The sequence below is a fragment of the Lacinutrix neustonica genome, assembly GCF_026625145.1.
Classification (GTDB): Bacteria; Bacteroidota; Bacteroidia; order Flavobacteriales; family Flavobacteriaceae; genus Lacinutrix; species Lacinutrix neustonica.
This window is the reverse complement of record NZ_CP113088.1, coordinates 1,548,844-1,574,814: the sequence shown is the minus strand read 5'-3', so window position 1 is coordinate 1,574,814 and position 25,971 is coordinate 1,548,844. Positions and strand designations below refer to the sequence as shown.

The 25,971-nt window shown below is 35.5% G+C and carries 27 protein-coding genes and 5 pseudogenes; 17 read left to right on the top strand and 15 right to left on the bottom strand.

Annotated elements, in window-relative coordinates:
• Positions 1-140: 140 nt before the first annotated feature.
• The 10 genes and pseudogenes from bshC to N7U66_RS08700 all read left to right on the top strand — a co-directional run bounded on the left by bshC (position 141) and on the right by N7U66_RS08700 (position 11,291).
• A pseudogene (gene bshC / locus N7U66_RS08740) lies at positions 141-1,746 on the top strand (bacillithiol biosynthesis cysteine-adding enzyme BshC).
• 184 nt (positions 1,747-1,930) lie between these two features.
• Positions 1,931-3,462 (top strand): annotated as a pseudogene (gene guaA, locus N7U66_RS08735) (glutamine-hydrolyzing GMP synthase).
• Positions 3,463-3,747: 285 nt separating this feature from the next.
• Entirely contained in the window at positions 3,748-4,806 is a 1,059-nt protein-coding gene (locus N7U66_RS08730; RefSeq protein ID WP_267678150.1) for a LysM peptidoglycan-binding domain-containing protein, read from the top strand.
• The gene (locus tag N7U66_RS08725) at positions 4,770-5,750 is read left to right on the top strand and encodes an ABC transporter substrate-binding protein (RefSeq protein ID WP_267678149.1); all 981 of its coding nucleotides are present in this window, start codon (positions 4,770-4,772) and stop codon (positions 5,748-5,750) included. Before N7U66_RS08730 ends, N7U66_RS08725 begins: the two co-directional genes overlap by 37 nt.
• A 37-nt stretch (positions 5,751-5,787) precedes the next feature.
• The gene (locus N7U66_RS08720; RefSeq protein WP_267678147.1) at positions 5,788-6,051 is read left to right on the top strand and encodes a hypothetical protein; all 264 of its coding nucleotides are present in this window, start codon (positions 5,788-5,790) and stop codon (positions 6,049-6,051) included.
• Positions 6,051-6,323, top strand: coding sequence for a DUF922 domain-containing protein (locus N7U66_RS22805; protein ID WP_449274498.1), 273 nt, complete (start codon positions 6,051-6,053; stop codon positions 6,321-6,323). Before N7U66_RS08720 ends, N7U66_RS22805 begins: the two co-directional genes overlap by 1 nt.
• A gap of 2 nt (positions 6,324-6,325) precedes the next feature.
• Positions 6,326-6,559, top strand: a complete 234-nt coding sequence (locus tag N7U66_RS08715; protein ID WP_267678145.1) for a DUF3820 family protein — start codon at positions 6,326-6,328, stop codon at positions 6,557-6,559.
• Between the two features lie 62 nt (positions 6,560-6,621).
• On the top strand, positions 6,622-8,265 hold the full coding sequence (locus tag N7U66_RS08710) for a CTP synthase (protein ID WP_267678143.1): 1,644 nt from the start codon (positions 6,622-6,624) through the stop codon (positions 8,263-8,265).
• Positions 8,266-8,410: 145 nt separating this feature from the next.
• Positions 8,411-10,328, top strand: a pseudogene (yidC, locus tag N7U66_RS08705) (membrane protein insertase YidC).
• 258 nt (positions 10,329-10,586) lie between these two features.
• Complete coding sequence (locus N7U66_RS08700; RefSeq protein ID WP_267678141.1) at positions 10,587-11,291, top strand: toxin-antitoxin system YwqK family antitoxin; 705 nt, start codon at positions 10,587-10,589, stop codon at positions 11,289-11,291.
• A 115-nt stretch (positions 11,292-11,406) separates the two neighbouring features.
• Here the strand turns inward: N7U66_RS08700 and N7U66_RS08695 are convergent, their stop codons facing one another.
• Genes N7U66_RS08695 through N7U66_RS08685 form a run of 3 tightly spaced genes read right to left on the bottom strand, consistent with a single transcriptional unit; the run spans position 11,407 to position 12,828 of the window.
• Positions 11,407-11,631 carry a fasciclin domain-containing protein gene (locus tag N7U66_RS08695; RefSeq protein WP_267678139.1) on the bottom strand — a complete coding sequence of 75 codons (225 nt, stop codon included), beginning with the start codon at positions 11,629-11,631 and terminating at the stop codon, positions 11,407-11,409.
• A 20-nt stretch (positions 11,632-11,651) separates the two neighbouring features.
• Entirely contained in the window at positions 11,652-12,215 is a 564-nt protein-coding gene (locus N7U66_RS08690; RefSeq protein ID WP_267678136.1) for a fasciclin domain-containing protein, read from the bottom strand.
• Positions 12,145-12,828 carry a fasciclin domain-containing protein gene (locus N7U66_RS08685; RefSeq protein WP_267678134.1) on the bottom strand — a complete coding sequence of 228 codons (684 nt, stop codon included), beginning with the start codon at positions 12,826-12,828 and terminating at the stop codon, positions 12,145-12,147. Before N7U66_RS08685 ends, N7U66_RS08690 begins: the two co-directional genes overlap by 71 nt.
• A 168-nt stretch (positions 12,829-12,996) precedes the next feature.
• Between N7U66_RS08685 and mnmA the strand changes: the two genes are divergently transcribed.
• Both mnmA and N7U66_RS08675 read left to right on the top strand, forming a co-directional pair.
• Positions 12,997-14,208 (top strand): tRNA 2-thiouridine(34) synthase MnmA, encoded by a 1,212-nt coding sequence (gene mnmA / locus N7U66_RS08680; protein WP_267678501.1) that lies wholly within the window; start codon positions 12,997-12,999, stop codon positions 14,206-14,208.
• 59 nt (positions 14,209-14,267) lie between these two features.
• Positions 14,268-15,209 (top strand): NAD(P)H-dependent flavin oxidoreductase, encoded by a 942-nt coding sequence (locus N7U66_RS08675; protein WP_267678132.1) that lies wholly within the window; start codon positions 14,268-14,270, stop codon positions 15,207-15,209.
• Between the two features lie 9 nt (positions 15,210-15,218).
• On the opposite strand, the gene N7U66_RS08670 is transcribed toward N7U66_RS08675, so the two are convergent.
• Positions 15,219-15,824 carry a hypothetical protein gene (locus tag N7U66_RS08670; protein ID WP_267678131.1) on the bottom strand — a complete coding sequence of 202 codons (606 nt, stop codon included), beginning with the start codon at positions 15,822-15,824 and terminating at the stop codon, positions 15,219-15,221.
• Positions 15,751-16,149, bottom strand: a complete 399-nt coding sequence (locus N7U66_RS08665) for a hypothetical protein (protein ID WP_267678128.1) — start codon at positions 16,147-16,149, stop codon at positions 15,751-15,753. Before N7U66_RS08665 ends, N7U66_RS08670 begins: the two co-directional genes overlap by 74 nt.
• Positions 16,150-16,238: 89 nt before the next feature.
• On the opposite strand from N7U66_RS08665, the pseudogene N7U66_RS08660 reads away from it, so the two are divergent.
• The 3 genes and pseudogenes from N7U66_RS08660 to N7U66_RS08650 all read left to right on the top strand — a co-directional run bounded on the left by N7U66_RS08660 (position 16,239) and on the right by N7U66_RS08650 (position 18,616).
• A pseudogene (locus N7U66_RS08660) lies at positions 16,239-17,615 on the top strand (MATE family efflux transporter).
• Positions 17,616-17,715: 100 nt separating this feature from the next.
• Positions 17,716-17,943: a hypothetical protein gene (locus N7U66_RS08655; RefSeq protein ID WP_267678126.1), complete on the top strand. Its 228-nt coding sequence runs from the start codon at positions 17,716-17,718 to the stop codon at positions 17,941-17,943.
• A gap of 100 nt (positions 17,944-18,043) precedes the next feature.
• The gene (locus N7U66_RS08650) at positions 18,044-18,616 is read left to right on the top strand and encodes a phosphatase PAP2 family protein (protein ID WP_267678124.1); all 573 of its coding nucleotides are present in this window, start codon (positions 18,044-18,046) and stop codon (positions 18,614-18,616) included.
• On the opposite strand, the gene N7U66_RS08645 is transcribed toward N7U66_RS08650, so the two are convergent.
• From N7U66_RS08645 to N7U66_RS08620, 6 genes and pseudogenes are all read right to left on the bottom strand, one after another.
• On the bottom strand, positions 18,617-18,874 hold the full coding sequence (locus N7U66_RS08645) for a hypothetical protein (RefSeq protein WP_267678123.1): 258 nt from the start codon (positions 18,872-18,874) through the stop codon (positions 18,617-18,619).
• Positions 18,861-19,022 (bottom strand): hypothetical protein, encoded by a 162-nt coding sequence (locus N7U66_RS08640; protein ID WP_267678121.1) that lies wholly within the window; start codon positions 19,020-19,022, stop codon positions 18,861-18,863. Before N7U66_RS08640 ends, N7U66_RS08645 begins: the two co-directional genes overlap by 14 nt.
• 4 nt (positions 19,023-19,026) lie before the next feature.
• Positions 19,027-19,407: a hypothetical protein gene (locus N7U66_RS08635; RefSeq protein WP_267678120.1), complete on the bottom strand. Its 381-nt coding sequence runs from the start codon at positions 19,405-19,407 to the stop codon at positions 19,027-19,029.
• Positions 19,373-20,254 (bottom strand): ArnT family glycosyltransferase, encoded by an 882-nt coding sequence (locus N7U66_RS08630; RefSeq protein ID WP_267678118.1) that lies wholly within the window; start codon positions 20,252-20,254, stop codon positions 19,373-19,375. Before N7U66_RS08630 ends, N7U66_RS08635 begins: the two co-directional genes overlap by 35 nt.
• On the bottom strand, positions 20,247-20,870 hold the full coding sequence (locus tag N7U66_RS08625) for a lipid-A-disaccharide synthase N-terminal domain-containing protein (RefSeq protein WP_267678114.1): 624 nt from the start codon (positions 20,868-20,870) through the stop codon (positions 20,247-20,249). Before N7U66_RS08625 ends, N7U66_RS08630 begins: the two co-directional genes overlap by 8 nt.
• Positions 20,867-21,582: pseudogene (locus tag N7U66_RS08620) on the bottom strand (glycosyltransferase family 2 protein). The gene N7U66_RS08625 and the pseudogene N7U66_RS08620 overlap by 4 nt, the downstream one beginning before the upstream one ends.
• A gap of 98 nt (positions 21,583-21,680) precedes the next feature.
• On the opposite strand from N7U66_RS08620, the gene N7U66_RS08615 reads away from it, so the two are divergent.
• Positions 21,681-22,622 (top strand): NAD-dependent epimerase/dehydratase family protein, encoded by a 942-nt coding sequence (locus N7U66_RS08615; RefSeq protein WP_267678112.1) that lies wholly within the window; start codon positions 21,681-21,683, stop codon positions 22,620-22,622.
• Positions 22,623-22,629: 7 nt separating this feature from the next.
• Here the strand turns inward: N7U66_RS08615 and N7U66_RS08610 are convergent, their stop codons facing one another.
• From N7U66_RS08610 to N7U66_RS08595, 4 genes are all read right to left on the bottom strand, one after another.
• Entirely contained in the window at positions 22,630-23,274 is a 645-nt protein-coding gene (locus N7U66_RS08610; RefSeq protein ID WP_267678110.1) for a response regulator transcription factor, read from the bottom strand.
• Positions 23,275-24,027, bottom strand: coding sequence for a sensor histidine kinase (locus N7U66_RS08605; RefSeq protein WP_267678108.1), 753 nt, complete (start codon positions 24,025-24,027; stop codon positions 23,275-23,277).
• A complete protein-coding gene (locus tag N7U66_RS08600) occupies positions 24,000-24,662 on the bottom strand; it encodes a hypothetical protein (RefSeq protein WP_267678107.1) in 663 nt (220 codons plus the stop codon). Before N7U66_RS08600 ends, N7U66_RS08605 begins: the two co-directional genes overlap by 28 nt.
• Before the next feature lie 353 nt (positions 24,663-25,015).
• Positions 25,016-25,369: a hypothetical protein gene (locus tag N7U66_RS08595; RefSeq protein WP_267678106.1), complete on the bottom strand. Its 354-nt coding sequence runs from the start codon at positions 25,367-25,369 to the stop codon at positions 25,016-25,018.
• A gap of 274 nt (positions 25,370-25,643) precedes the next feature.
• On the opposite strand from N7U66_RS08595, the gene N7U66_RS08590 reads away from it, so the two are divergent.
• Positions 25,644-25,874 carry a hypothetical protein gene (locus N7U66_RS08590; protein ID WP_267678105.1) on the top strand — a complete coding sequence of 77 codons (231 nt, stop codon included), beginning with the start codon at positions 25,644-25,646 and terminating at the stop codon, positions 25,872-25,874.
• The last annotated feature ends 97 nt before the right edge of the window (positions 25,875-25,971 follow it).

Below are 25,971 nucleotides of genomic sequence, written 5' to 3'. Positions count from 1 at the left end.
TTGAAGTTATATGTGTTTTTTGTTTAAATGTACTGAAAAAAAAGGATTCTAACAGATGTGTTAAATCAGTACTAAAATATAGAGATCGTATTTGAGATTTTAAAAAGACCGTATCTTTACCAAAAGAAGTTAAATTTTTTATGCCAACAGACAGTATTTCGTTTCAAGCCACGGGCTATTTCTCAAAATTAATAGCAGACTATTTAGCAGAGGCTGACGCGTTAAGCCCCCTTTACAACCGTTTTCCAAAACTTGAGAATTTTAAAATCCAAATGGAAGAAAAATCTTTGGAATTTTCAGAAGCATCCGAGAACCGTATTGTCAGAAACGCTGTTGTCTCAATATAAGAACCTTAATGCCTCTAGCATTACCCTAAATCACATTAAAAGTTTAAAAGATTCAAATACGTTTACAGTAACAACAGGGCATCAACTTAATTTATTTACAGGGCCCTTATATTTTTTACATAAAATAGTATCGACTATTAATTTGGCAACACAATTAAAGTCAAAGTACCCTAATTGTAATTTTGTTCCAATCTACTGGATGGCTACTGAAGATCATGATTTTGAAGAAATTAATTATTTTAATTTTAATGGTAAGAAACTACGGTGGAATCGCGAAGCAACAGGTGCTGTTGGAGAACTCGATACGGTGGGTTTAGACGCTGTTTATGATATTTTTTCTAAAGAATTAGGGATAGGAAAGAATGCCGAAACCCTTAAGGTGCTTTTTAAAAGCGCCTATGTAGGGCATAATAATTTGGCAGAGGCTACACGCTTTTTGGCTAATGAATTATTTGCAGATTATGGGTTAGTAGTATTGGAAGCTAATAATGCAGCCTTAAAAAGATTATTTATTCCACAGCTTAAGAAAGAATTAGTAGAGCAAGTATCCTTTAAGACCGTCTCTAAAACAAATGCCTTTATTGAAGATTTAAAAGGGGTGAATTATCCAATTCAAGTGAATCCACGAGAAATTAATCTCTTCTATTTATCTAATAATCTTCGAGAACGTATTGTTTATGAAAATAAGGTTTATAGAGTTTTAAACACTAAAATCGCTTGGTCGCAAAGTCAAATTTTAGATGAAGTTAACGCCTATCCGGAACGTTTCAGTCCTAACGTTATTCTAAGACCTTTGTACCAAGAAGTGATTTTGCCAAACTTATGTTATATAGGCGGCGGCGGCGAATTGGCCTATTGGTTTCAATTAAAGGCTAACTTTGAAGCCCACAATATAGTATTTCCTATGTTGTTGCTTCGTAACTCTGTTTTAATTAAAACAAAGCAACAAGCTGAAAAATTAGAAAAACTTGATATATCTAATGAAACTATTTTCTTAAAACGTGATGCTTTTATTAATAAACGCGTGCGTGCTATCTCGAATATTGACATTGATTTTTCGGAACAACTTGAACATTTAAAATCGCAGTTCCAAAAACTTTATAAACTTGCAACACATACAGATAAATCTTTTATTGGAGCTGTTGCTGCACAGGAGAAAAAGCAAATTAATGGATTAAAGCATCTAGAAAAGCGCTTGCTAACCGCTCAAAAAAGAAAACTTAAAGATCAAGTCGCGCGAATGACCGCCCTTCAAAATGAGTTGTTTCCTAATCAGACTTTGCAGGAACGACATAAAAATTTTTCAGAATTGTATTTAGAATTTGGAGACGTATTAATTGCCTCATTAATTCAAAATTTAGAGCCTTTAAAAGGCGAATTCACAATTTTAACATTGTAACTAAAGTTTGAGCATCGGTTTTTTACTGGCTTAATTAAAAACAGCAGGAGTGTCATGGTGTCAATAAGGCACGTGCCCACTTGAAATCCGGATGTTTTTTTGAGTAAAAATCACTGTTAATAAAACAATGGAAAATTCGCCATTTATAAATTAGTAATTATAAAATCAATTACTATTTTTGTGCATGCAACACGACAAGGTATTAATTTTAGATTTCGGATCGCAATACACACAGCTTATTGCGCGTAGAGTTAGAGAACTTAACATCTATTCCGAAATACATCCATTCAACAATCCTCCAAAAGACATAGACAGTTATAAAGCGGTAATCCTTTCGGGGAGTCCAATGTCTGTTAGATCAAAAGAGGCATTTCATCCGGAACTATCAGAAATTAGAGGTAAAAAACCTATGTTGGCGGTATGTTATGGGGCTCAATATTTAGCCCATTTTTCAGGAGGAGAAGTCGCCGAATCGAATACAAGAGAATACGGTAGAGCACACTTGAGTTATGTGAAAGACGATCCCTTTTTTAATGGGATTTCTAAAGGGAGTCAGGTTTGGATGAGTCACAGTGATACTATTAAATCTTTGCCTACAAAAGGAATGCTCTTAGCAAGTACACACGACGTGAAAAATGCCGCGTTTAAAATAGAAGGAGAAACAACCTACGCCATACAATTTCATCCCGAGGTTTATCATTCCACGGATGGCAAACAATTGCTTGAAAATTTTTTAATCAAAATAGCCCAAGTAAATCCAGATTGGACACCAGATAGTTTTGTAGACGAAACGGTAGAAGCCCTACAGAAAAAAATAGGAAAAGATAAAGTTGTTTTAGGTCTATCCGGCGGGGTAGATTCATCAGTTGCGGCGATGTTATTACATAAAGCTATTGGTGAAAATTTGTACTGTATTTTTGTCAATAACGGCTTGCTACGAAAGGACGAATTCACACAAGTCTTAGAACAATATAAGGGCATGGGTTTAAACGTGAAAGGGGTAGATGCTTCAACACGTTTTCTTGATGCTTTAGCAGGTAAAAGTGATCCGAACTTAAACGAAAAGCTATAGGTCGCGTGTTTATTGAGGTTTTCGATGATGAAGCACACCAAATACAAGACGTAAAATGGTTAGCGCAAGGCACCATTTATCCGGATGTTATAGAAAGTGTAAGTGCTACTGGTGGTCCAAGTGCGACTATAAAAAGTCACCATAATGTTGGCGGTTTACCGGATTTCATGAAGCTCAAAATCGTTGAGCCACTGAAAGCCTTATTTAAAGATGAGGTACGACGCGTCGGCGCCTCAATGGATATGGATAAGCAATTGTTGGGACGCCATCCTTTTCCAGGACCGGGTTTAGCTATTCGTATCCTTGGAGATATCACTGCAGAAAAAGTGCGCATTTTACAAGAAGTAGACGCCGTGTTTATTAATGGGCTTAAAGATGCTGGGCTTTACGATAAAGTATGGCAAGCCGGAGCTATTTTGCTTCCTGTGAATAGCGTTGGTGTTATGGGAGACGAAAGAACTTACGAAAAATGTGTGGCTTTGAGAGCTGTTGAAAGTACAGATGGCATGACCGCCGATTGGGTTAACTTACCTTATGAATTTCTACAAAAAACGAGTAACGATATTATAAATAAAGTCAAAGGTGTTAATCGTGTGGTGTACGATATTAGTAGTAAGCCCCCAGCAACTATTGAGTGGGAATAACCCCCCTTTAACATAAAAGAAGGGTATTTTGTTTGCATACTCATACCGTAATAGTGCTGCTACTTGGCGGTAGACAGGTTGCGGCTAATAGGTAAAGCTTTTAAGGTTTTTGAAATAAATTTTCTAGGCAATGCCTTATCTCTGTATAATGTTTTGAGGACATTTTCTTTTTGGAATGGTAATTGAATATTAAATAAAAACAGTAATTTGTCGTTCTATAGATAGAATTGCCAAACATAAATTTAAGCGTCCTGTTTTTCAGGAATAAAGCATTACATATTTTTAATGAAAAAAATAATAGTTATATTAAGTCTGTTCATTTGTTTCTCTTGCTCTTCAGTAAAAGCACAAAATTATAAGACACATAAAGTAAAAGAAGGAGAAACAGTAGAAAGTATTGCTAAGCAATATAACATGTCTACCAGCGACATCTATAAATTAAATCCGGATGCCCGAAGAAAACTACGCCCGAATGCTATTTTAATAATTCCGAAAGAAAGAACAACAGCGGGAACCACCACTACTATAGAAACACGCACAACGGAAACGACTCCGACAGTAACAAATGTTGCAGACTCTACTAAACAGGAGCAAACTGTAGAGAAAATATTTGAGCGTTATATCAATCATAGAGTGCATCGTAAAGAGACCTTATATGGTTTGTCTAAAACCTATAATGTGACGGAAGAGGACATTAAAAAACACAATAAATTTTTATATGCCAATAATTTAAAAAAAGGAGATAAATTAAAAATTCCGGTTTTTAAAAAAATCATAAGATTAGCGCCTGTAGAAGCTACTACCAAAACCTATGAGGTTAAACCAAAGGAGGGGAAATGGCGTATCGCTTATAAATATGGCATTTCGGTTGCAGAATTGGAAGCTTTAAACCCACAGCTGGATTCAATTTTACAGCCCGGTCAAATCATAAACATTCCTAATTTAGAAGCCGACCGCGTGAAAATGGTTGATGACCAATATAGCTACTATACCGTATTGCCAAAAGAAGGTTTTTATCGTTTAAAAATTAAAACGGGTATGGAGCAAGCTGAACTTGAGCAATTAAATCCAGGGTTAGCAGAATCCGGATTGAAAGTAGGAATGATATTGAAAGTAATTTACAACGAGGCTTTGAATACAGAAACTTCAGATGCTGTAATTGATGATCTGGATGAGATTGTAGATTTATCAAAAAAAGAGTTAGATCGCAGCTTGAAAAACATAGTGATAATGCTTCCTTTTAATACCAATAAAATGAAATCAGATGCGGTATTGGATATTAAGCAAAAAATACGAAGTGATAAAACATGGAGTATTACTTTAGATTTCTATTCGGAATGTTAATGGCATTTGATGAGTTGGAAAAGAAAGGGGTTAACTTAAATGTAAAGGTCTATGATACACAGTCCCGCGAGAATGAAGTCAATGCAATATTAAGGAATAATGATTTCACAGAAGCAGATGTCGTTATAGGACCACTTTTAGCACCAACTTTTAATGCCGCAGCAACTAACCTAGCGTATAAAAGTGTTCCTATGGTGTCGCCAGTGATTAAGAATGTAAATGTCGGGAACAATGTCTTTCAATCGAGACCATCAGACGAGATATTGAAGAATAAAATAATTGACTATGTAAAAAAAGATAGTACTTCCCATATCGTTGTCATTTCAGATTTAAAAAGGAAACCAATAAGCACTATGCTTAAAGAAAAGTTTGCTAATGCTAAACTGGTAAGTTCAAGGCTGGATAAAAAAACTCAAGAAGATGAATATTATATCTTAGAACAGGATTTAACCAGTGTGCTTAAGCCAGGGAATAATATGGTATTTTTAGAGACGGATCATCCTGGTTTTGTGTCTAATGTTGCCAGTATATTAAATGGTTTAAATAATGATGAAACGATGATTACATTAGTGACTACAAATCAAAACAAAGCTTTTGAAAACGAAGAAGTTTCTAATTATCACCTATCAAATTTACATTTTACCTACCCGTCCATTTCTAAAATTGTAAGTGAAGATTCTAATATTGATTTTGTAAAAAATTACAAAAAAGAATATCGTATTTCACCAAACTCGTATGCCATACGGGGGTACGATTTAACAATGGATGTGGTTCTTCGATTAGTGACTGCAGAGAGTTTGTTTTCTTCGGTAATGGAAACACCAATGACATCTTATATTGAGAATAAATTTGGGTATAAAAAGAAAATATTTGGAGGCTATTACAATAATAGCGTTTACATTGTGCGCTATAATGATTTAAAAATAGACGAGATTAAGCAATAATTTATTATATTGTTACCATTATTTAGCCCCCTAAATTATGTATAAATTAATACTTACGTTGGTATTCGCTGTCTGTTTCAGTAGTGACGTCTCATATTTTTCTTGGAATCAAGAACAAAAACTACAATGGGAAGATTTTAAAGGAGAAGCAAATCATAATATTGATGCAGTTGCCGTAACGGCTTCAGGAATTACCTTTAGTTATGGGATTCAAAAAAGCTCAACAAAAGGAATTGTAGGTTTTAAAACAGAAGCTTTTGCGCATTTCTATCCGAGCATTCTTGGTATAAGAAAGAATTAATTAACGATCATATTTTAGCGCATGAGCAGCTTCATTTTGATATTACAGAGCTAAATGTAAGGTACTTAAGAGAAAAAATAGAGCGGCTCAAAATATCTCCAACTGTTGCGCAAGAGTTGGATGGTTATCATGAAAAAGCGAATGCATCATTAGAAAAAATGCAAAAAAAATATGATACGGAAAGCCATTTCTCTATTAACAAAATAGGGCAGGCAAAATGGAAGAGCTTTGTAGAAAAGGAACTTTTACGGTTAGAAAGGTTTAAATCTTAATAATGCTTCAGCCGGATAGAGAATTTCTAATTAAATTAGCACACACCAAAATGCCTTATGGTAAATATAAAGATAGGGATCTTATAGATTTGCCTGAGTACTACGTGGTTTGGTATCACAGCAAAGGCTTCCCTAAAGGAAAATTGGGTGAAATGCTTGAAACGGTTTACACATTAAAGTTGAATGGACTAGAGCAAATAATTAAAAATATTAAGCGAAATTTTCCTAAGAAATAAAACTGAAAAGCCCCAACATTTCAACTTAAAATTGTAAATTTGCTCGCGTTTAACAACGCACAATGACAACTACAACAAAATACATATTTGTAACAGGAGGAGTGACCTCTTCACTTGGAAAAGGAATAATCGCAGCGTCCTTAGCGAAATTATTACAGGCCCAAGGTTACAGGACTACCATTCAAAAATTAGACCCATATATCAACGTCGACCCAGGGACCCTTAATCCTTACGAGCATGGAGAGTGCTACGTTACAGATGATGGGGCCGAAACCGATTTAGATTTAGGTCATTACGAGCGTTTTCTTAACGTGCCTACGAGTCAGGCCAATAATGTAACTACAGGGCGCATATACCAAAGCGTGATTGATAAAGAACGTCGTGGGGAGTTTTTAGGTAAAACCGTCCAAGTGATTCCTCATATAACTGATGAAATAAAATACCGCATTCAAATTTTAGGAAACTCCGGTGATTACGATATTGTAATTACAGAAATTGGTGGAACCGTTGGGGATATTGAATCACTGCCCTACATAGAAGCCGTGAGACAACTTAAATGGGACTTAGGAGAACATAATGCCTTGGTTATTCATTTAACATTGATCCCTTATCTTTCTGCAGCGGGAGAATTAAAAACAAAACCCACCCAGCACAGTGTTAAAACTTTAATGGAAAGTGGGGTGCAAGCCGATATTTTAGTGTGTAGAACGGAGCATGAATTACCTCAGGATATAAGAGAAAAATTAGCTCGTTTTTGTAATGTTACTCAAGAATCTGTCATTCAATCCATAGACGCTTCTACAATCTACGATGTGCCCAATTTAATGTTGGAGCAGGGCTTAGATAAGGTGGTTTTAAAGAAACTGGATTTAGAAAGTAACACACCAGATTTAGGGCGATGGAATGCCTTTTTAAAGTTACATAAAAATCCAAAATCGGAAGTTACAATAGGACTTATTGGCAAATATGTAGAACTTCAGGATTCTTATAAATCTATATTAGAGGCGTTTATTCATGCGGGAGCAGAAAATGAAGTGCGGGTGAATATAGAATCCATTCATTCCGAATATCTAAACGATGACAATATAAAACTTAAACTCTCTCATTTAGACGGTGTTCTAGTAGCGCCTGGCTTTGGTGAGCGGGGAATTGAAGGGAAAATTGCAGCAGTAAAATATGTGAGAGAACATAATATACCGTTTTTTGGCATTTGCTTAGGAATGCAAATGGCTGTTATTGAATTTTCACGAACGGTTTTAGGACTGAAAGACGCTAATTCAACCGAAATGGATGAAAATACCCCAGATCCTGTAATTGATTTAATGGAAGCACAAAAAACCATTACAGATAAAGGGGGTACTATGCGCTTGGGTGCTTGGGATTGTCAACTGGTAGCTGGTAGTATTGTAAAACAAGTTTATAATGCCGAAAGCATTAAAGAACGACACAGACACCGCTACGAATTTAATAGTAAGTATAAAGAAAGAATAGAAGCTGCTGGCATGATTGCTACGGGTTTTAATCCGGAAACCAATCTCGTAGAGATTATTGAAATCCCTAGCCACCCGTGGTTTGTGGGAGTCCAATATCATCCGGAGTACAAAAGCACAGTAGCCAATCCACACCCACTTTTTGTGGCATTTGTTAATGCAGCTCTCCAACACAATAAGAAGAACAAAGGTGTCACTATGACACAAAATAAATAAACGGATTGCTTTTTGAATAGTAAATCCACAGACCAAAAAAACAGCTCAAACCTGTAGGGTTTTTTAACCGGACAAGTTTTTGTGAAATAAATAATTAGATTACCGTCAAGGTTTATCTTGAGCACAGTCGAAAGACGATTATGATATGGAAGAAAAAAAATTAGATGTTAATTCAATTATAGGCTTCGTGCTTATTTTTGGGATTTTACTATTTATGTTATGGCAAAGTAAGCCATCTGAAGAAGAAATAGCAGCAGAAGAAAAAGCAAAACAAGAGCAATTAGATGCCCGTAATGCAAAAGAAACGACTAAAAAAGAAGCTACTAAGGTTGTGACAACTGAAGATTTTTCTAATGTAACTGTTTCAGATTCATTACAACAAATAGCATTTCAAAATAAACTAGGTGCTTTTGCTTATTCTGCGACCTTGCCTTCAGCTACAAACAAAGAAACCACTATTGATAATGGCGTACTAAAGTTAAAGTTCTCCAATAAAGGCGGGCATTTATCTGAAGTGAAATTAGATCAATTTGTAGATTTTGATTCGCTACCCATCTACCTAGTAAAAAATAAAAATGCGAGTTTTAACATCAATTTTGGAACTACAGACAGTCGCATTTTAAATACTGAAGATTTATACTTTCAACCATCCGTGTCAAAAAGTGGAGAAAACACGATAGTTTCTATGAAACTTAAGGTCTCTGAAACACAATTTTTAGAGTATTTATATGTCATCAAGCCAAATGATTATATGATAGATTTTTCTATCAAATCGCAAGGGTTGAGTGGTATAATAAACAGTTCTCAAGACATCAATTTAGATTGGACTCAAAAAACGATGCGTCATGATCAAAGTGTCTCTTACGAGAATCGTTATACGCGATTAACGTACCAACACGACGACGGTAATATTGATAAATTGGCTCAGGGAGGGGAAGATGAAGAGGTAGAAAAGGACGTGGAATGGTTATCTTTTAGACAGCATTTCTTTAGCTCAATTTTGGTGGCAGATAACAGGCCGTTTAAGTCAGTCGTTTTAGGTTCTAAAGATTTGGTTGAAGATGAAAAAGTGGATACACTTTTTACAAAACAATTTTCAGCAAAAACGGCTTTGGTGCTTAGCGGGAATGAGATTAATGAGAATTTAAAATTATACTACGGCCCGACCGATAGTAAAATTTTAAAAAAATATGATAAAAATTTAGAAGAAAGCATTCCCCTAGGTTGGGGGCTCTTTGGCTGGATAAATGAGTACTTGTTTATTCCGTTGTTTGGTTTTTTAAGCTCATTTCTACCCTTTGGTATTGCCATTATAGTTATGACGGTTTTAATCAAATTAGCCATGTCATTTGTACAGTACAAACAGTATTTGTCGCAAATGAAAATGAAAGTGCTTAAGCCGAACTAGATGCTATACGTGAGAAGCATAAAAACAATAAAATGAAGGCGCAGCAAGAAACAATGGCCTTGCAAAACAAAGCAGGAGCAAGTCCGTTAGCCGGTTGTTTACCAGCCTTAATTCAAATGCCTGTGTTTTATGCTTTGTTTATGTTTTTTCCAACAGCCTTTGCCTTAAGACAAAAAAGTTTCCTTTGGGCAGATGATTTGTCGTCTTACGATGAAGTTTTTAAACTCCCTGTAGATATTCCTATTTATGGTGATCACGTGAGTTTATTTCCAATTTTGGCTGCCATCGCTATTTTCTTTTATATGAAAATGACAACCGGTCAAAACTCTGCATCCATGGCACAACCCCAACAAGAAGGGATGCCCGATATGGCAAAAATGATGAAGTATATGATTTATTTTGCACCAATTATGATGATGGTATTCTTTAATAAGTACGCTTCGGATTGAGTTTGTACTATTTTATCTCTAATTTAATTAGTATTGGTATTCTCATTGTTATTAAAAATTATGTGCTAGACGAAGATAAAATTCATGCTAACATTCAAGTTCAAAAAGCGAAACCTAAAAAAGAAAATAAGTTTCAACGCAAAATGAAGGAGATGATGGAGCAGGCAGAGCAGCAAAAACAAAGTCAAAATAAAAACAAGAAATAAATAATAATCCATTAAAAAAAAGCTGCCACTTTATAAACTAATGTAGGCAGCTTTTTTTTATCCTAATCTAAGTATTGGAGCATCATTAAAACGCTTTTAAGGCTATTTAAGTATTATATTTAATATCCATTAGAAATCGAAGCCATTTAACAACTTAGTATACGCTTCAATTTTCCAGTGCGATGACAATGGAATAGATTTTGCTGTAGATGCTGCAGACGCATTACAATACAACACTTCAAATCACGTTTACTACTTATGAAACTAATTTACACCATTTTGTTGAGTCTATTTATAAGCTTCAGTTTTGCTCAGGACTTGAATCAGTTGGACTCCAACGGAGAGCGTCACGGTAATTGGAAAAAGAATTTCGAAGACACCAAAGTGCTACGGTATGAAGGTACATTTGATCATGGTAAGGAGGTTGGGACTTTTAAGTTTTATAAAAATATAAACGGTCAAGCCATATTAACGGCCACTAGAACTTTTAATTCAGATACTGATTTAGCACAAGTCAAATTTTATTCGTCCACGAAACATTTAATTAGTGAAGGACAAATGAGAGGTAAAACCTATGTTGGGCGTTGGGTCTATTATCACAACAAGTCAAAGCAAATTATGACTCAAGAGTTTTACAATAATAAGGGGGAATTGGAAGGAGAGAAGCGCACCTATTATTTAAGTGGTAAGATGGCTAAAAAAGAAAATTATGTAGGAGGCGTTTTAAATGGCGAATCCCGATCTTTTTCTGAAACAGAAAAACTAATCAGTGTTTTTAACTACACGAATAATGAATTACATGGTCCAGCTAAAATTTACGATACTAAAGGCGATTTACAAATGGAAGGTGTCTATCAAAAAGACCGAAGACATGGTCTTTGGAAATTTTACGAAAACGGAAAACTTAAGGAAGAAAAAGATTTAACAAGACGCAGCAATAATCCCGTTAAGAAAAGATTGTAACAAGAGTTGGTTACAGCTCAAAAAAAAAGCGCTTTGATATATTCAAAGCGCTTTCTTTGTATAAGGCTGTTTGCTATTAATCATCATAGAGAAGATATGCCTTATAAAAACATTATTATTCTAAAAGAACTTTATCGATGGCGTGAATCACTCCGTTAGAGGCTTGCACGTCGGTAGCAATAATATTACTCACTCTCATATTTGGATCTGTAAGGGTTGCTCCACCAGTGACATTCGCTGTTAAATCACCGCCTAAAGTTGCAATCATCATGCCATCAGATAATCCTGAGGCTTGTACATTTGCTCCAGCCACGACGTGTGTATTTAAGGTTGATTCCAAAGTAGCTGTTGGTATTGAGGCTAAATCGGCAAGCTTAATTCTGTTAATAAATCTGCGAAAGCAGCATTGGTTGGTGCAAAAACAGTAAAAGGAGCAGGGGCGGTGCCGTTCGCTGTGGATAACGTTGCAACATAAGTAAATGAAGCCTCTCTTGTTAAAGCAGCTACTAATGTTGAAAAATTAGGATCTGCGGTCGCAAAAGTAACCACTGTAGGTAACGTCACAACCGCATCAACAGCATGTACAATACCATTAGTGGCAACAATATCAGCTACGGCAACAGTAGAGATGCCATTAAACGTAACTCCGTTGGAGGTGTTATAGTAAAGGCTCATAGGGTTACTTCCTGCACCTGTTGCATTGGTGTTGGTATAACCAGCACCTCCAGCAACTAAATCAGAGGATGTTAAAAACGCGTTTATTGTATGATTAAATAATGTAGCCGTAAGTGCTGCGGTTGGTACGTCGTCTAAATCGGCATAACTGTTGTCCGATAAAAAGGTAGCAAAAGCATTATCTACAGGTGCTAAAACCGTGAGGGGATTTGTTTCTGTTGCTCCTGTAAGAGCTGAAAATACAGCCACTTGGTCGTTTCTCGGTTACTGCAGCTACTAAACTAGATAAGCTCGGGTTTGCAATAGCATGATCTACAATACTTGGCAACGTAATTACTTTATCTACAATGTGTACAATACCATTAGAGGCTGATACATCAGCAGTGGTAACTGTCGCTAAATCGTTGAATTTAACCCCACTTGAGGTGTTGTAATAAATACTTAGGTTTTGTCCTCCAGCGCCGTCGGCGAGCGTACTGGTATAACCGGAACCTGCACTAATAAGAGTACTTGAAGTCACCGTTCCGTAAATCACATGGTTTAAAAGGACTTGTGTTAAAGTTTCATCATCAATATCAGCTAAACTATTCCATGCAGGATTACTGTCTAAAAATTCTTCAAAGGCTGCATTGGTAGGAGCTAAAACAGTATAGGGTCCCGTTGCACTTAAAGTAGCTGTTAAATTTGCTTGAATAACGGCCTCTACTAAAATACTCAAATCTGCAGTAGCTTGCGCGGTTTCTACAATATTCAAAGAGGCGGTTGGAGGGTTAATAGGAGTCGAGCCGTCATCGTCATTGCTACATGACCATAAGACGAAGGTTGCTAACAATAGCATCGATAATTTTTGAATTGTTTTCATAATTTTTTTTTGTTTAATGGATTATTATTAATGTTTTACGAATTTATAAAAAGACTAAACAAAAAGAATTAAAATTTTGTTAAACCTTCCTGTAGATCTTCTAAACAAAATATACGTTCATTCTTATTGAATAGATTTTAATACTTGAACATTTTATTTGTGTTATCTTTGCAATCAGTTAAAAAAGAGATGAAAAAAAGAGTAATTGTCGGACTTAGTGGCGGAGTTGATTCTAGTGTTGCGGCCTATTTATTAAAGGCGCAAGGCTACGAGGTCATAGGACTTTTTATGAAAAACTGGCATGATGATTCTGTAACCATATCAGACGAATGTCCTTGGCTGGATGATAGTAATGATGCCATGTTAGTGGCAGAGAAGTTAGGAATTCCTTTTCAAACAGTGGATTTAAGTGAACAATATAGGGAGCGTATCGTAGATTACATGTTTAATGAATATGAAAAGGGCAGAACACCAAATCCGGATATATTATGTAATCGGGAGATAAAGTTTGATGTTTTTATGAAAATCGCTTTAGATCTTGGTGCCGATTATGTCGCCACAGGTCATTATTGTAGAAAAGGCATCCTAGATAGGGATGGAAACGAGGTCTTTCAGTTGTTGGCTGGAAAGGATAAAAATAAAGACCAGTCTTATTTTCTATGTCAATTATCACAAGCGCAATTGGCAAAAGCATTGTTTCCTATTGGCGAATTGCAAAAACCGGAGGTTCGAGCAATAGCTGCAAAAGCCGATTTAATTACCGCTGATAAAAAAGATTCTCAAGGGCTTTGTTTTATAGGAAAAGTAAGATTGCCCGATTTTCTTCAGCAACAGTTAAAACCTAAAGAGGGCGTTATTGTTGAAATTCCAAAGGAGCATTCACATTATAAAATAAGTCTAAATAATTTTGGTTCCAAGACCGAAGAGCTTCAGTATCTCTCTAGAAAAGCAGTGTATGCTATAGAAGATGGAGAGGTTGTAGGAAATCATCAAGGCGCACATTATTTCACCAAAGGACAACGTAAAGGACTTTCTGTTGGAGGAAAGGTAGAACCTCTTTTTGTTATAGATACAGATGTTGAAGAAAATGTGATTTATACGGGACAAGGTAAACAACACCCTGGATTATACAAAAAAGCACTATTTGTGACCCAAGATGAACTGCATTGGGTTCGACCAGACTTGGCATTGGAAGCTGGTGACACTCTAGAGGTTTTAGCACGAATTCGCTACCGGCAAGCTTTAGAAAAAGCGACTTTATACAAAACGGATTCCGGTATGTATGTAGAATTTGAAAATAGGCAATCTGCTATTACAGAAGGTCAATTTGTTGCCTGGTATTTAGAGGACGAATTGGTGGGTTCCGGTGTGATTTCTTAAAAAATTAAATATTAATCCCCAATATGCTGAGCCTGTCGAAGCATTTTTTAAACCAGTATATGCAAAATAAAATAACAACACTCTTTAATATAAAACACCCAATCATTCAAGCCGGGATGATTTGGAATAGTGGCTGGCGATTAGCTTCAGCAGCAAGCAATTCGGGAATTCTTGGACTTATTGGAGCTGGAAGTATGTATCCGGAAGTACTTCGCGCGCACATTCAAAAATGTAAAAAAGCCACCAGTTTGCCGTTTGGTGTTAACGTGCCAATGTTATATCCTAACATTCAAGAGATTATGGATATCATCGTTGAAGAAGGGGTGAAGATTGTATTTACCTCTGCAGGAAATCCTAAAACGTGGACTAAATGGTTACAAGATCAAGGCATTATTGTAGTGCATGTGGTGAGTAGTGTTAAGTTTGCCTTAAAAGCGCAGGAAGCCGGCGTGGATGCGGTAGTAGCAGAAGGCTTTGAAGCCGGCGGACATAATGGTCGCGATGAAACCACTACGCTTACTTTAATTCCTATGGTAAAAGAACAGCTGCAAATTCCGTTAATCGCTGCTGGAGGGATTGCGACAGGAAAAGCGATGTTGGCGTGTATGATTTTAGGCGCAGACGGCGTACAAGTGGGGAGCCGTTTTGTTGCCAGTGAAGAAAGTTCTGCACACCAAGCGTTTAAACAAGTTGTGGTGGATGCGAAAGAAGGTGATACGCAATTGACTTTAAAAGAATTGGCGCCCGTTAGGTTAGTAAAAAATAAATTTTATAACGATGTTCAAGAACTGTATAAAACGGCGCCTACACTAGAACAGCTTAAGGAATTTTTAGGTCGTGCTCGCGCTAAAAAAGGGATGTTTGAAGGAGATCTTGAAGAGGGTGAATTAGAAATTGGGCAAATTGCTGGGTTGATTCATGATATTAAGCCTGTGGCTGAGATTGTCAAGGAAATGATTGAAGAGTTTGAGACGGCTAAGGCAAGCGTTTCTATAATATAAATACCATCGCTATTTTTTCAAAATAGAATCTAAAGCAACCTTATACAGCCTACTCAGTCCGTTCTCATATTGAAAAAATTGGTTTTTAAGGGCGTCTATAGCAAGTGGTTTACTAAATACCGTTTTAGTATTATCCCGTTTACTAGTAAAGTAAAGGATGTTTTTTTTAACGTCAACAAAGGGGCAATATTCCATTTTTTCAGTATTCACTAAGGCACCAATATTTTGGGCTGGAGTCCAATCTGTTTCTGTTCTATAGCTCATATATAAATCGCCACTTCCCAATCCGTCTTTTCTGTTATAGCAGGTGTACAAAATATAGGATTCATCAGGGGAAATGAAGGCGTTAAACTCGTAACCTGTAGAGTTTATGTTTTCACTTAATACTTTTGGAGCGTTATATTTTCCATCACTAAATACGCTAACATAAATATCATCCTTACGCGCTAATTCTTTTTTATCTACAGTAAAATATAAATTCCCATTATCTGCCAATGCGGGGTAAAATTCATCATTTATTGTATTAATGGGACTTCCTATATTAATCGGCCCTGACCAAGGGTCTTTTAATGCTTTGCGCTCGACATACCGAGATATCAAAATCTTTAGTGTCATTTAAGGTGCTAATTAGAGGCCTATTTGAAGCATAGTAAAGTTTTAAGCCATCTTTCGAAAAGAAAGGTTCAATATCAAAAAATTGACCTGAAAAAGAAGCTACTTGTGGGGTACTCCACTTATTTCCGATTTTAGATAAAGTAATAATTGCCGATAAATTACCCATAACACTTTGTGCAGAGAACAGAATGTCTTCTCCATTGGGAGACACCGCAATATCTCGAACGTTAGGGAATTGTTTTACTATTTCCGGTATAAAAGCCTCAGGGGTGTGTTGCGAGAAACTAGAAAAAGGGAAAATTAAAAGCAATAAAAAACGTGTCATAATCTGATTAATTTATGGCAATATATGTTAGTTACTTGTAATTTTTAAAAAAGCTATGTTAAACTAAATCTAAAGGTTATTTTTGCCAAATGCTTCTATCCAACTATACTAAAGAATTTAAATACAATTGGCAACTGGCTGCACCAGTAATGTTAGGCATGCTCGGTCACACCTTTGTAAGCTTTGTAGATAACATCATGGTTGGTCAATTAGGCACCGCCCAATTAGCGGCCGTTTCTTTGGGTAATAGTTTTATGTTTATTGCCATGTCGTTGGGTATTGGGTTTAGTACCGCGATCACTCCTCCGGTGGCAGAAGCAGATGCGTCTCGGTAATTTTGCAGCAGGGAAATCAGCATTCAAACATGGCTTATTTTTATGTACTGTTTTAGGGGTTTTATTATTCTTGTTGGTCTTTTTAGCAAAGCCTTTAATGTATTTAATGAAACAGCCTGTTGAGGTGGTCGAATTGGCGATTCCTTATTTAAATTTTGTGGCGCTGTCTTTAATTCCTTTAATAGTTTTTCAGGGATTTAAACAGTTTAGTGATGGCTTGTCTATGACCAGGTACCCTATGTATGCTACTATTGTGGCCAACGTTATTAATGTTATCTTAAACTATGTGTTAATCTTTGGGAAATTTGGTTTTCCGAGTTAGGTATTGTTGGAGCCGCCTACGGAACACTGGTGTCTCGTGTCGTTATGTTATGGTATTTATGGTATCTTTTAAAGGGTAAAGCGCAATCGAAAGCCTTTGTGACCAACATTAAATTCTTTGTTTTAGATAAATTAATGTTGAGAAAAATTATCAATTTGGGTGCGCCAAGTGCTATGCAAATGTTTTTTGAAGTGGCTATTTTTACGGCAGCCATATGGTTGAGTGGTTTGCTTGGGAAAAACCCACAGGCAGCCAATCAAATCGCGTTGAATTTAAGTTCGATGACCTTTATGGTGGCCATGGGCTTAAGCGTTGCTTCCATGATTCGGGTGGGGAATCAAAAAGGATTAAAACAATATTTTGAATTACGTCGCATTGCCTTTTCACTATTTCTATTAGGCACTGTTTTTGCAATCGTTTTCGCCTTGATATTCTTAATTTTTCATGACTACTTGCCAAGAATCTATGTCGATTTTGATGATGCTATTAATTTTTCTGACAATATGGAAGTGATAAGTATTGCGTCACAACTGTTGTTGGCAGCGGCTATTTTTCAAATAAGCGATAGTATACAAGTGGTGGTTTTAGGGGCTTTAAGAGGGCTTCAGGATGTGAAGTTCCCTACACTTATTACCTTTATATCCTATTGGATGATAGGCTTCCCTATCAGTTGGTTTTTAGGTAAAGAAGACGCCTATGGTAGCTTTGGTATTTGGTTAGGCTTATTGGCCGGATTAACAAGTGCTTCCATTTTATTATTTATTCGATTCAATTATCTTACCAAAAAATTAATAGCCCAAGAAAACTAAATGCTAGTCATGGTTTGGTTATTAAGTTTGAAAAAGAACTCTTGGGTTTTGTCTACGTGCAACCTAACAAAAAACCTATATTTGTAAAAAAAAATAAAAAATGACACTTCCAAAATTTATATTAGGTGATAACACCGATTTTCCGGAGGCCATTTTCGTAATTCATACCGAATTCCCTATGTTTATTATAAATTTAGAGGATGATGAAGTGGAATGGTTAGAAGATTTTGATCAGCACGATCAAAAGGAGTTAGAGCTGGAAACTGAAAATTTAATTAAAGAAGCCACTGCTTTTTATGATCGTGAAGTCTCTCGCTATGATGAATAATGCATTAGAGATGTAAGCGGCACCCTTTTTTGTGTGTGCTAATGTGCAAAAAAGATAAAGCCTATAGTCTGCCCTTTAGATAACCCCCAAACAATAATAAATGTTAGAACAATTAATAGAAATAGATAAAGAGGTTTTCTTATTCCTGAATGGGTTAGGTAATGTGTATTGGGATGCCTTTTGGATGTTCTATACTGCAAAACTTCACTGGATTCCTTTGTATGCGGTTTTAGCATACTTGATGTACAAACGCTTAAACACGAAAATGTTTGTACTTACGTTGGTGGTTATTGTACTCATGATATCCTTTACAGATCAAGTTGCGAATTTATTTAAGCATGGTGTTATGCGGTTGAGGCCTTGTCATGATGCGAGTTTAATAGATAGTATGCGATTGGTGAAGTCTCGGTGTGGTGGGCAGTTTGGCTATTTTTCCGGACATGCAAGTAATTCTATGGCCGTGGCTATTTTTTCAGGGTTAATGCTTAAAGACAAATATAAGGGCTTGATATATGTTCTCATTATTTGGGCGGTTTGTATGGGGTATAGTCGGATTTATATTGGGGTCCATTTTCCCTTAGATGTATTGTCAGGTGCTATTTTTGGTGGGATGTCTGGTTTCGCCTTCTATAAATTAGATACGTATTTACAATCTCGATTTGCAGTGAAATAATTACTTCTTCGTAAGAATGTAAAACGTATTCAACAAGCGTTCGTTATATTGTTTTGAGCCTTGGCTCGCTTGATTTAAATTATAGATGCCCATGTCCTTGATGTGGTATTTTGAAGTTATCCTCTCTTTTTCTAATGGACTTATCACGTTGAACAGTATTCCGAAGGTGTTTTCTTTAGGAAATAAATAGCCAGTATCACCTCTTTGAATTGGAGTCACCATGTCTCCGTATTGCCAAACGCTTTCACGGAGCGACATAGTTAAGGGCATACAATTTGATGCCACGGAAATCATTTTCTTCTTTTAAGGTAGCTATAGATGTAAAGTCATCACTTAGAAACGCTTTTGAAAGTGGTAAACCAAAAATATAAAGTGATGCAAAAAAGAGGGCAGTTAATAGAAACACATTTTTAATCTTCTTTTTTATAGAGCTGAAATAATAAAATTAAGCCAATACTAATAGTCACTAATGAAAACAGCGCAAACGAAAACGTATACGCTTGTAATTCTGATTTAAAAATGAAGAAAATAGCTAGTGGTGCAGCCAAAGCGATAGTCCCAATCAATGCAAAATTAAAATAGACGGGAATGGTTTCTCGTTTGTCTTTCATAGTCTTGAAGGTTCTAAAAAGATATTCAATATAAAAACCAATATTAAAAGCTAAAGGGATGAGCACAGGCATTAAATAACGCGACTTTTTTGTTGGAATTAATGATAATAAAATCACAGCGATGATGGTCCATAAAAAGCTAAATTTATAGGCTTTCCAGTGACTGACCCGGCGTTTCATATAAGGATATAATAATGAAATAAATGCTGGAATGGTCCGAGATGCCACTTTGAACAAAGAAACTCCAATAGTAATAAATAGGTCCGGTATTATAACTGCCCCATTTGCCCGCTTCATCATTGGTAATCGATTCAAAGGTTATAGGATCTGCAAGTCTTACGTAAAGAAACCACCAGCCGCCAACAACTAATGCGATTAAAATAATGCTAATAAATGGAATTATTTTTTGCTTCACTTGTTTGTACTTAAAGGCAAAGCCATAAGCTATCAAAAAGGGTAATAGTAAGGCATAAAAAGCGATAGGGCCTTTTGATAATAGAGATAGGCCTATAAAAACACCTGCTAGAACCGTGTTTTTCCAAAGTATGGTTTTTGCTTTAAAAAGTTTGTATAGATGGTAAATAGCGATGAGCATAAAGCCATGTGTAAAAATATCCCAAGGGGCTTCTATAGTAATGAGAGAGACATATAGCGAGGTAATTAAAACGAGTGCATTAATTAGGCTTTGCGTTCTACTTTTTAAAATGCTTCTAGATAAATAGAACATAAAACAGGCCATAGCCATGACCATTAAAATAGCAGGTAAGCGCATTGCAAAGACGCTTTTTACGCCAAAAATAATCGCAGAGAGAGCAGAAAACCAAGTAGGTAATGGTGGTTTTTGATAGCGTGGTTCGCCATTCATTGTTGTTAATAGCCAATGATCATTAAGAACCATCTCACGAGCAGTTATAAAATTACGAGCTTCCATAATTGAGACTTGTATGGTGTCTAGATTTGGCAAGAGCATAATAGCTACAAATAAACAAATGGCAATTACAGGATAATTTTTAAGTGTTTTAAGCATTTTCTTTTCTTAATAATACAAGATTTCTAATATAAATGGTAGCCCCTAAAACATGCCCCACCAGTAATACCGGATCTTTTCTATACATGGCATACGCTAAAATAAGTAATGAGCCTACTAAACTTAAAGCCCAAAACCCAAAAGGTAAAGTCGAATTCTTATGCTTTTCTGAGTAGAGCCATTGATAAATAAAACGCAACGTAAATACGATTTGAGAGATAATACCTAACCAAAGGAGCCACGAGGGAATATTTTCATTTTTAAACAATAAATTAACATCAATCGTATTATTATTAAAATAAAAAACACTCACAAAAAAGGGCATTAATAGCAGTATCCATCGCATGCTGACATGAAATTTTTGCCATTGCTTTTGTAACTGTAAGTTTCTAATATAGATAAAATAAGTTAAGCCTTGCCCAAGCATGATGGCAAAATCATTTCGTAAATAACCATAGATGAAGAGTAAGAAAGAGGCAATTAAACTAAGCGACCAAAACAAAGTTGGGGTAACCACACGTTTCTGTTTTTCGCTGGACAACCATTGAATAATGAGTCGTGAAGAAAACAATATTTGAGCCAGGAAGCCAACGCTATATATTACCCAATCATTCATGAATCTTTTTTAGCGACTTCATAATTAATGTATTTTTTCTTCATCCATAAGTAAGCAAAGCAATCCATGAGTGGTCCAATAAGTCGGTTCCAAACACCAAATTTTGCCTGGCCTGCAAGACGTGGAAAATGCTGTACGGGAATCTGTTTTATTTTACCATGTTGTAGTAGAATCATAGCAGGTAAAAAGCGATGTAGCCCTTTAAACATAGGGATGCGCTTGGCGTATTCTGTTTTGATAACTTTTAACGGACAGCCCGTATCGTCCATACCATCGTGTGTAAAACTACGACGAATACCATTAGCGATTTTAGAGGACATGTTTTTTATAAAACTATCTTTTCTACTGGCACGAACGCCAGTCACCAAATCATTTTCTCCAATGTATTCTAATAATAAATTAAAATCGGAAGGGGCGGTTTGCAAATCACTATCAATGTAACCCACGAGTGCTGTTTCTGTATAGTCAAAACCTGCTTTAATAGCCGCACTTAACCCGCGATTTTCTTTAAAAAGTAAATATGAAAATTCGGATGTCGCGAACAGATACCTTCAATCAACTCCTGACTGTTATCCTTCGAGCCATCGTTTACAAACAAAATTTTAGTTGGTTTTGATGCTATTTTCATGTAGGCTAATAGTTCAGCTTCTACACGCAATAAATTGTCCTCTTCATTATAAACAGGAACCACAATAGTAAACTCGTAAGTCATAAATGCCAGTCAGATTGACTACAAATGTATTGTTTTTTTAATTATAGAAAATGAGTATCAAATAAAATATGTTTCTTTGTAGTGCGATACAACATTATATGAAGATATTAGTAACAGGAGCATCAGGTTTTATAGGGTCTCATGCTTGTGAACGATTAAAACAATTAGGTCACGACGTCATAGGTTTAGATAATTTTAATGATTATTATAGTTTAGAGTTAAAACAATTAAATGAAAAAGCGTTACAGGATAAAGGCATAACGGTTCTTAAGCAAGATTTAAGAGTGCGTTCGTTCGGGGAAGTATTGCCGGATGACATCAACTACATTTTTCATTTTGCGGCGCAACCTGGTATTTCGGCTGCTTCAACTTTTGAAGATTATTTTACCAATAATATTATTGCAACAAAAAATTTGATTGATTATGCCGTAACTCTTAAAGATTTTAAACTCTTTGTGAATATAGGAACCTCTTCAATTTATGGCTTAGAAGCCACTTTTCCTGAAACTACAGCGCCAAAACCAGCATCGCATTATGGTGTTACCAAATTGGCAGCTGAACAATTGGTGCTTCAAAAAAGCAGAGAAAACGTATTTGACGCTTGCTCATTGCGTTTGTATTCTGTGATAGGACCAAGAGAACGTCCTGAAAAAATGTATACCAAATTGATTGCTTGTGCTCACAATGATACCGAATTCCCATTGTACCAAGGCAGTGGCGCACATTTAAGAAGTTTCACCTATGTTGGGGATATTATTGATGGTATTGTTAGCGTGATAGGAAATGAGAGCAAAGTAAATGGCGAAATCATAAACCTGGGTACCGAGGTGGAGCACACCACACAAGAAGGAATTGAAGCGGTCGAGAAAGTGATTGGAAAGGCAATTAAAATAAACCCCGTCGCGGCAAGGACTGGTGATCAATGGCGAACCAAAGCTAATATTGATAAAGCGAAGAAGTTACTGAATTATAATCCGCAAACGACATTGTTAGAAAGTGTGAAAGCCCAGGTAGAATGGTATAGAGAAAATTTCATATAGAAGTGCTTTACACTTTAAAAATCTTATGCTTTATCGCATATACGACTAAGCCAATTCTGTTTTTTACTTCAAGTTTAGAGAACAAGGCGTCGCGATAGCCATCAATAGTTTTTGGGCTTAAAAACATTTTTTCTGCGATTTCTTTATAGGTTAACTCGGTGCATAAAAGTTTTAAAAATTCTAATTCTCGCTCTCTTAGTACGTTTTTAGACTTTTTATAATTTTCGCTTAATGTGTTTACCAAAATATCAGAAACGTCTTTGGTGTGATAATAACCATGATTAATCACTTCATTTAAAGCGGTTTCAAGAATACTTTTTTCTACATCCTTTAAAAGATAGCCTTTGGCACCTGCTCGAAGCATTTTGATTATAACCTCTTCATCTTCCTCAACTGAGAGGGCGATAACTTTTATCTTGGGATAATGTTCCTTCAAATATTGAGTGGTTTCAATACCATTCATTATGGGCATATTAACATCCATAAGAACAATATCAGGAATGTTCTCTAGAGTTTTTAATTTTGTCACTAACTCTTTACCGTTTTTACAAAGATAGAGTACCTTAAAACGCTCAAATGAATTCACAAGCACGCCAATAGCTTGTGAAAGCAGTACATGGTCTTCTACTATAACAACACGATTTTCGTTCATTTAAGTCCTGCTTTTAAGTGTGTAAGAAATATGTAATTGAGTCCCTTCATTTATAGTTGAATTTATTGATACTTTAGCATTAACCAACTGCGCTCTCTTTTTAATGTTTGTCAAGCCAATACCTTTGTTCTCCGGACGGTTTTTGTTAAACCCAGTACCATTGTCTTCTGCAAATACATTTAATTGCTCACCATTAAATATTATGGTTACTTTAAGATGTGTCGCTTTTGCATGCTTAATAGTATTTGAGAAAAATTCTTGAATCATTCTAAAAAAGACCACCTCTACTTCGTGATCAATACTGCGTTCCTCACCTTCAATGTGCAAGGAGGCTTGCAAATATTGTAGTCTGTTAAGACGTTCAATCTCTTGTTTTATTGCTGTCGCAAGTGTAATATTCTTAAGCGCTTCAGGGTTTATGGCTTTAGAGAGCGTTCGCAACTCTTTTAATCCTTTGTCTAAAGTTATGATAACTTCTTGATTATCACTAGAATTTTGGAGTTGAATTTTAGCCGGAGTTAACAATTGACCAATATTATCATGTAACTCCCAACTAATATTTCTAAAGGTCTCTTCTCTTATTTCTATCTGTGTTTTTGCAATCTCTCGATCAAATTGTTTCTCGGCCTCATTTTGTTTTAATAGCAGCTTATTCTTATGCTTTTGAAAAACAATAAAAAGCACTATTAATATGGTACATAAAAATACTAAAGTGAAAACCGCTACTAATATTGCTTGTCCTTCTTGCTGCATATAAAACCTATTATAAAACAAATATTCATTACAATACTTAAAATATATTCTGCTATCAATATATCTTCATAGTATGTTATGTTTTCCCAGTAATTTCTAACAATTCTCGTTGGGATTTTACCAACAAAATAAAGTAATAGCCCAATACTAATCCAAAATAATAGGTTTTTTGAAACGTAAAGAACTTTGTCTGTCTTTAAAACTTCTAAAAAATAAAAGGTAATACTTATTATAATAAAAACCGCGCCAATTATAAAAGGAATGGTTTGTATCTCTATGAGATAATTTTGCCATATTAAATTCAAGAAAAAACAAGCGATATACGTTATTGCAAAGGCTGTTATCCATTTCTTATGGATGTTTTCTTTTATATAAGTTCTAAACAGAGTAAATAAAAACGTAAAATTGATGAGGTGATATACATTATAGAGTAACGAGTTATTTCTTAGAATATAATTTTCATGTAAAAAGCGACATAGAAAACCATTTATCGTGGTGTACCATAATAAAAGCAAGAAGTATTTTAAAAACGTGTGCTTGTATTTATGGTAATATATAGTACCTAAAATAGCAGTTACTAGTTCAATATATTTAATGGACTTCCCAATGGTTGTAAATGATAGTTCTAATAGCATATCCTATTATTTAGGTGGAGGTGCTAAATCTCCTTCATTTAAAATGGTACTAGTGGTATTCTCGATCTTGAATGTGTTGAAGCTAAAAAGATTGAAACTGGCTTCTTGCTTACGTTGTTTTTGAAGAGTATAGTAGTTATTAATACGCTTTTTTTGATCTGAAGTATTTAAAACCAAATCCTTAAGTATGAAAAAATCACCTTTTATTGGGTTGTTCCGGCTGTAGGGCTCTATAGCAAAGGGGAGGTGATTTAAATTTGTGTATCTCGGAGTTTATACCAATATTTTCAACCGTTGGAACAAAAAACACGTTTTGCTGATTCGTATACTGTTTAGAAGTACGTCCATCGTATCTACCAAAATACACCCGAATACCGAGACACTTTTTCCGTGGGGTTTTCTTCTTGTATGGCGTCTATATAATTAATGTACTGTCTCATTTCATCTAGAGAAAACCATGAAAATACCGTGTCTTCAAAATGGGCATCATTGTATGTTTTTTGTAAGGCAGGGTTTATCACTTTAGTCTTAATTTCATTTTGAGCGTTATACATCGAGACTGCCTGCTCTACTGAGATTATTTGCTGGGGAGGTTTAGAATCATAATCTGGTTCTGTTGGTGCATTGTTGTCATCAACACAAGAAAAAGTCATTAACGTCATTAGAGATAATAACAAGATACTTACGAAATACAGTTTTTTCATCATTATGAGGGTTTTGGTTATCTACAAAGCTAAAGTATTTGTAAGCGTGATAAAAGAGTGTTTTCACCCTTTCTCAATCCCCATAACCTCCTTTTAATTCGGCTTATCACTATAACTATTATTGGGTAAATACTACATCCGTTTTTAGTGTTTTGGCTCTGTTTTTTTTACGGTTTTATCTCAATCATTTTAACGTGTAAAGCGATAACCGAAAAGTTTAAAAAAGAGTAGGTGTAAAATTAAAACCAAAACTAATGGCGACAGTTAACAACAAATATTGAGTATTAAAAAAGGAGCGAATACGAGTGATGTTATTGTCACTTATGATATTTGTTTCTCATTCTGTGAACGATTAGATGGTACTGTATTTATTGAATTGATAACATTAGAAGGTGATGATCTTATAACAGATAATCACTGTATTAAAGTCACCAAGGCTTGTGTGTCGCGTAAAATTGCTCGAAAAGTGAATAATAATGTTTTAGATGAAGACCCCAAAATACTTTAGATTCAACAATCAGATGAGGACTGTGTTAGAGTAGCATTAAAACCTTTTAAACCGTATGCAGCAACAAGAATTTCTAATATTGTAAATGCTTATTTTT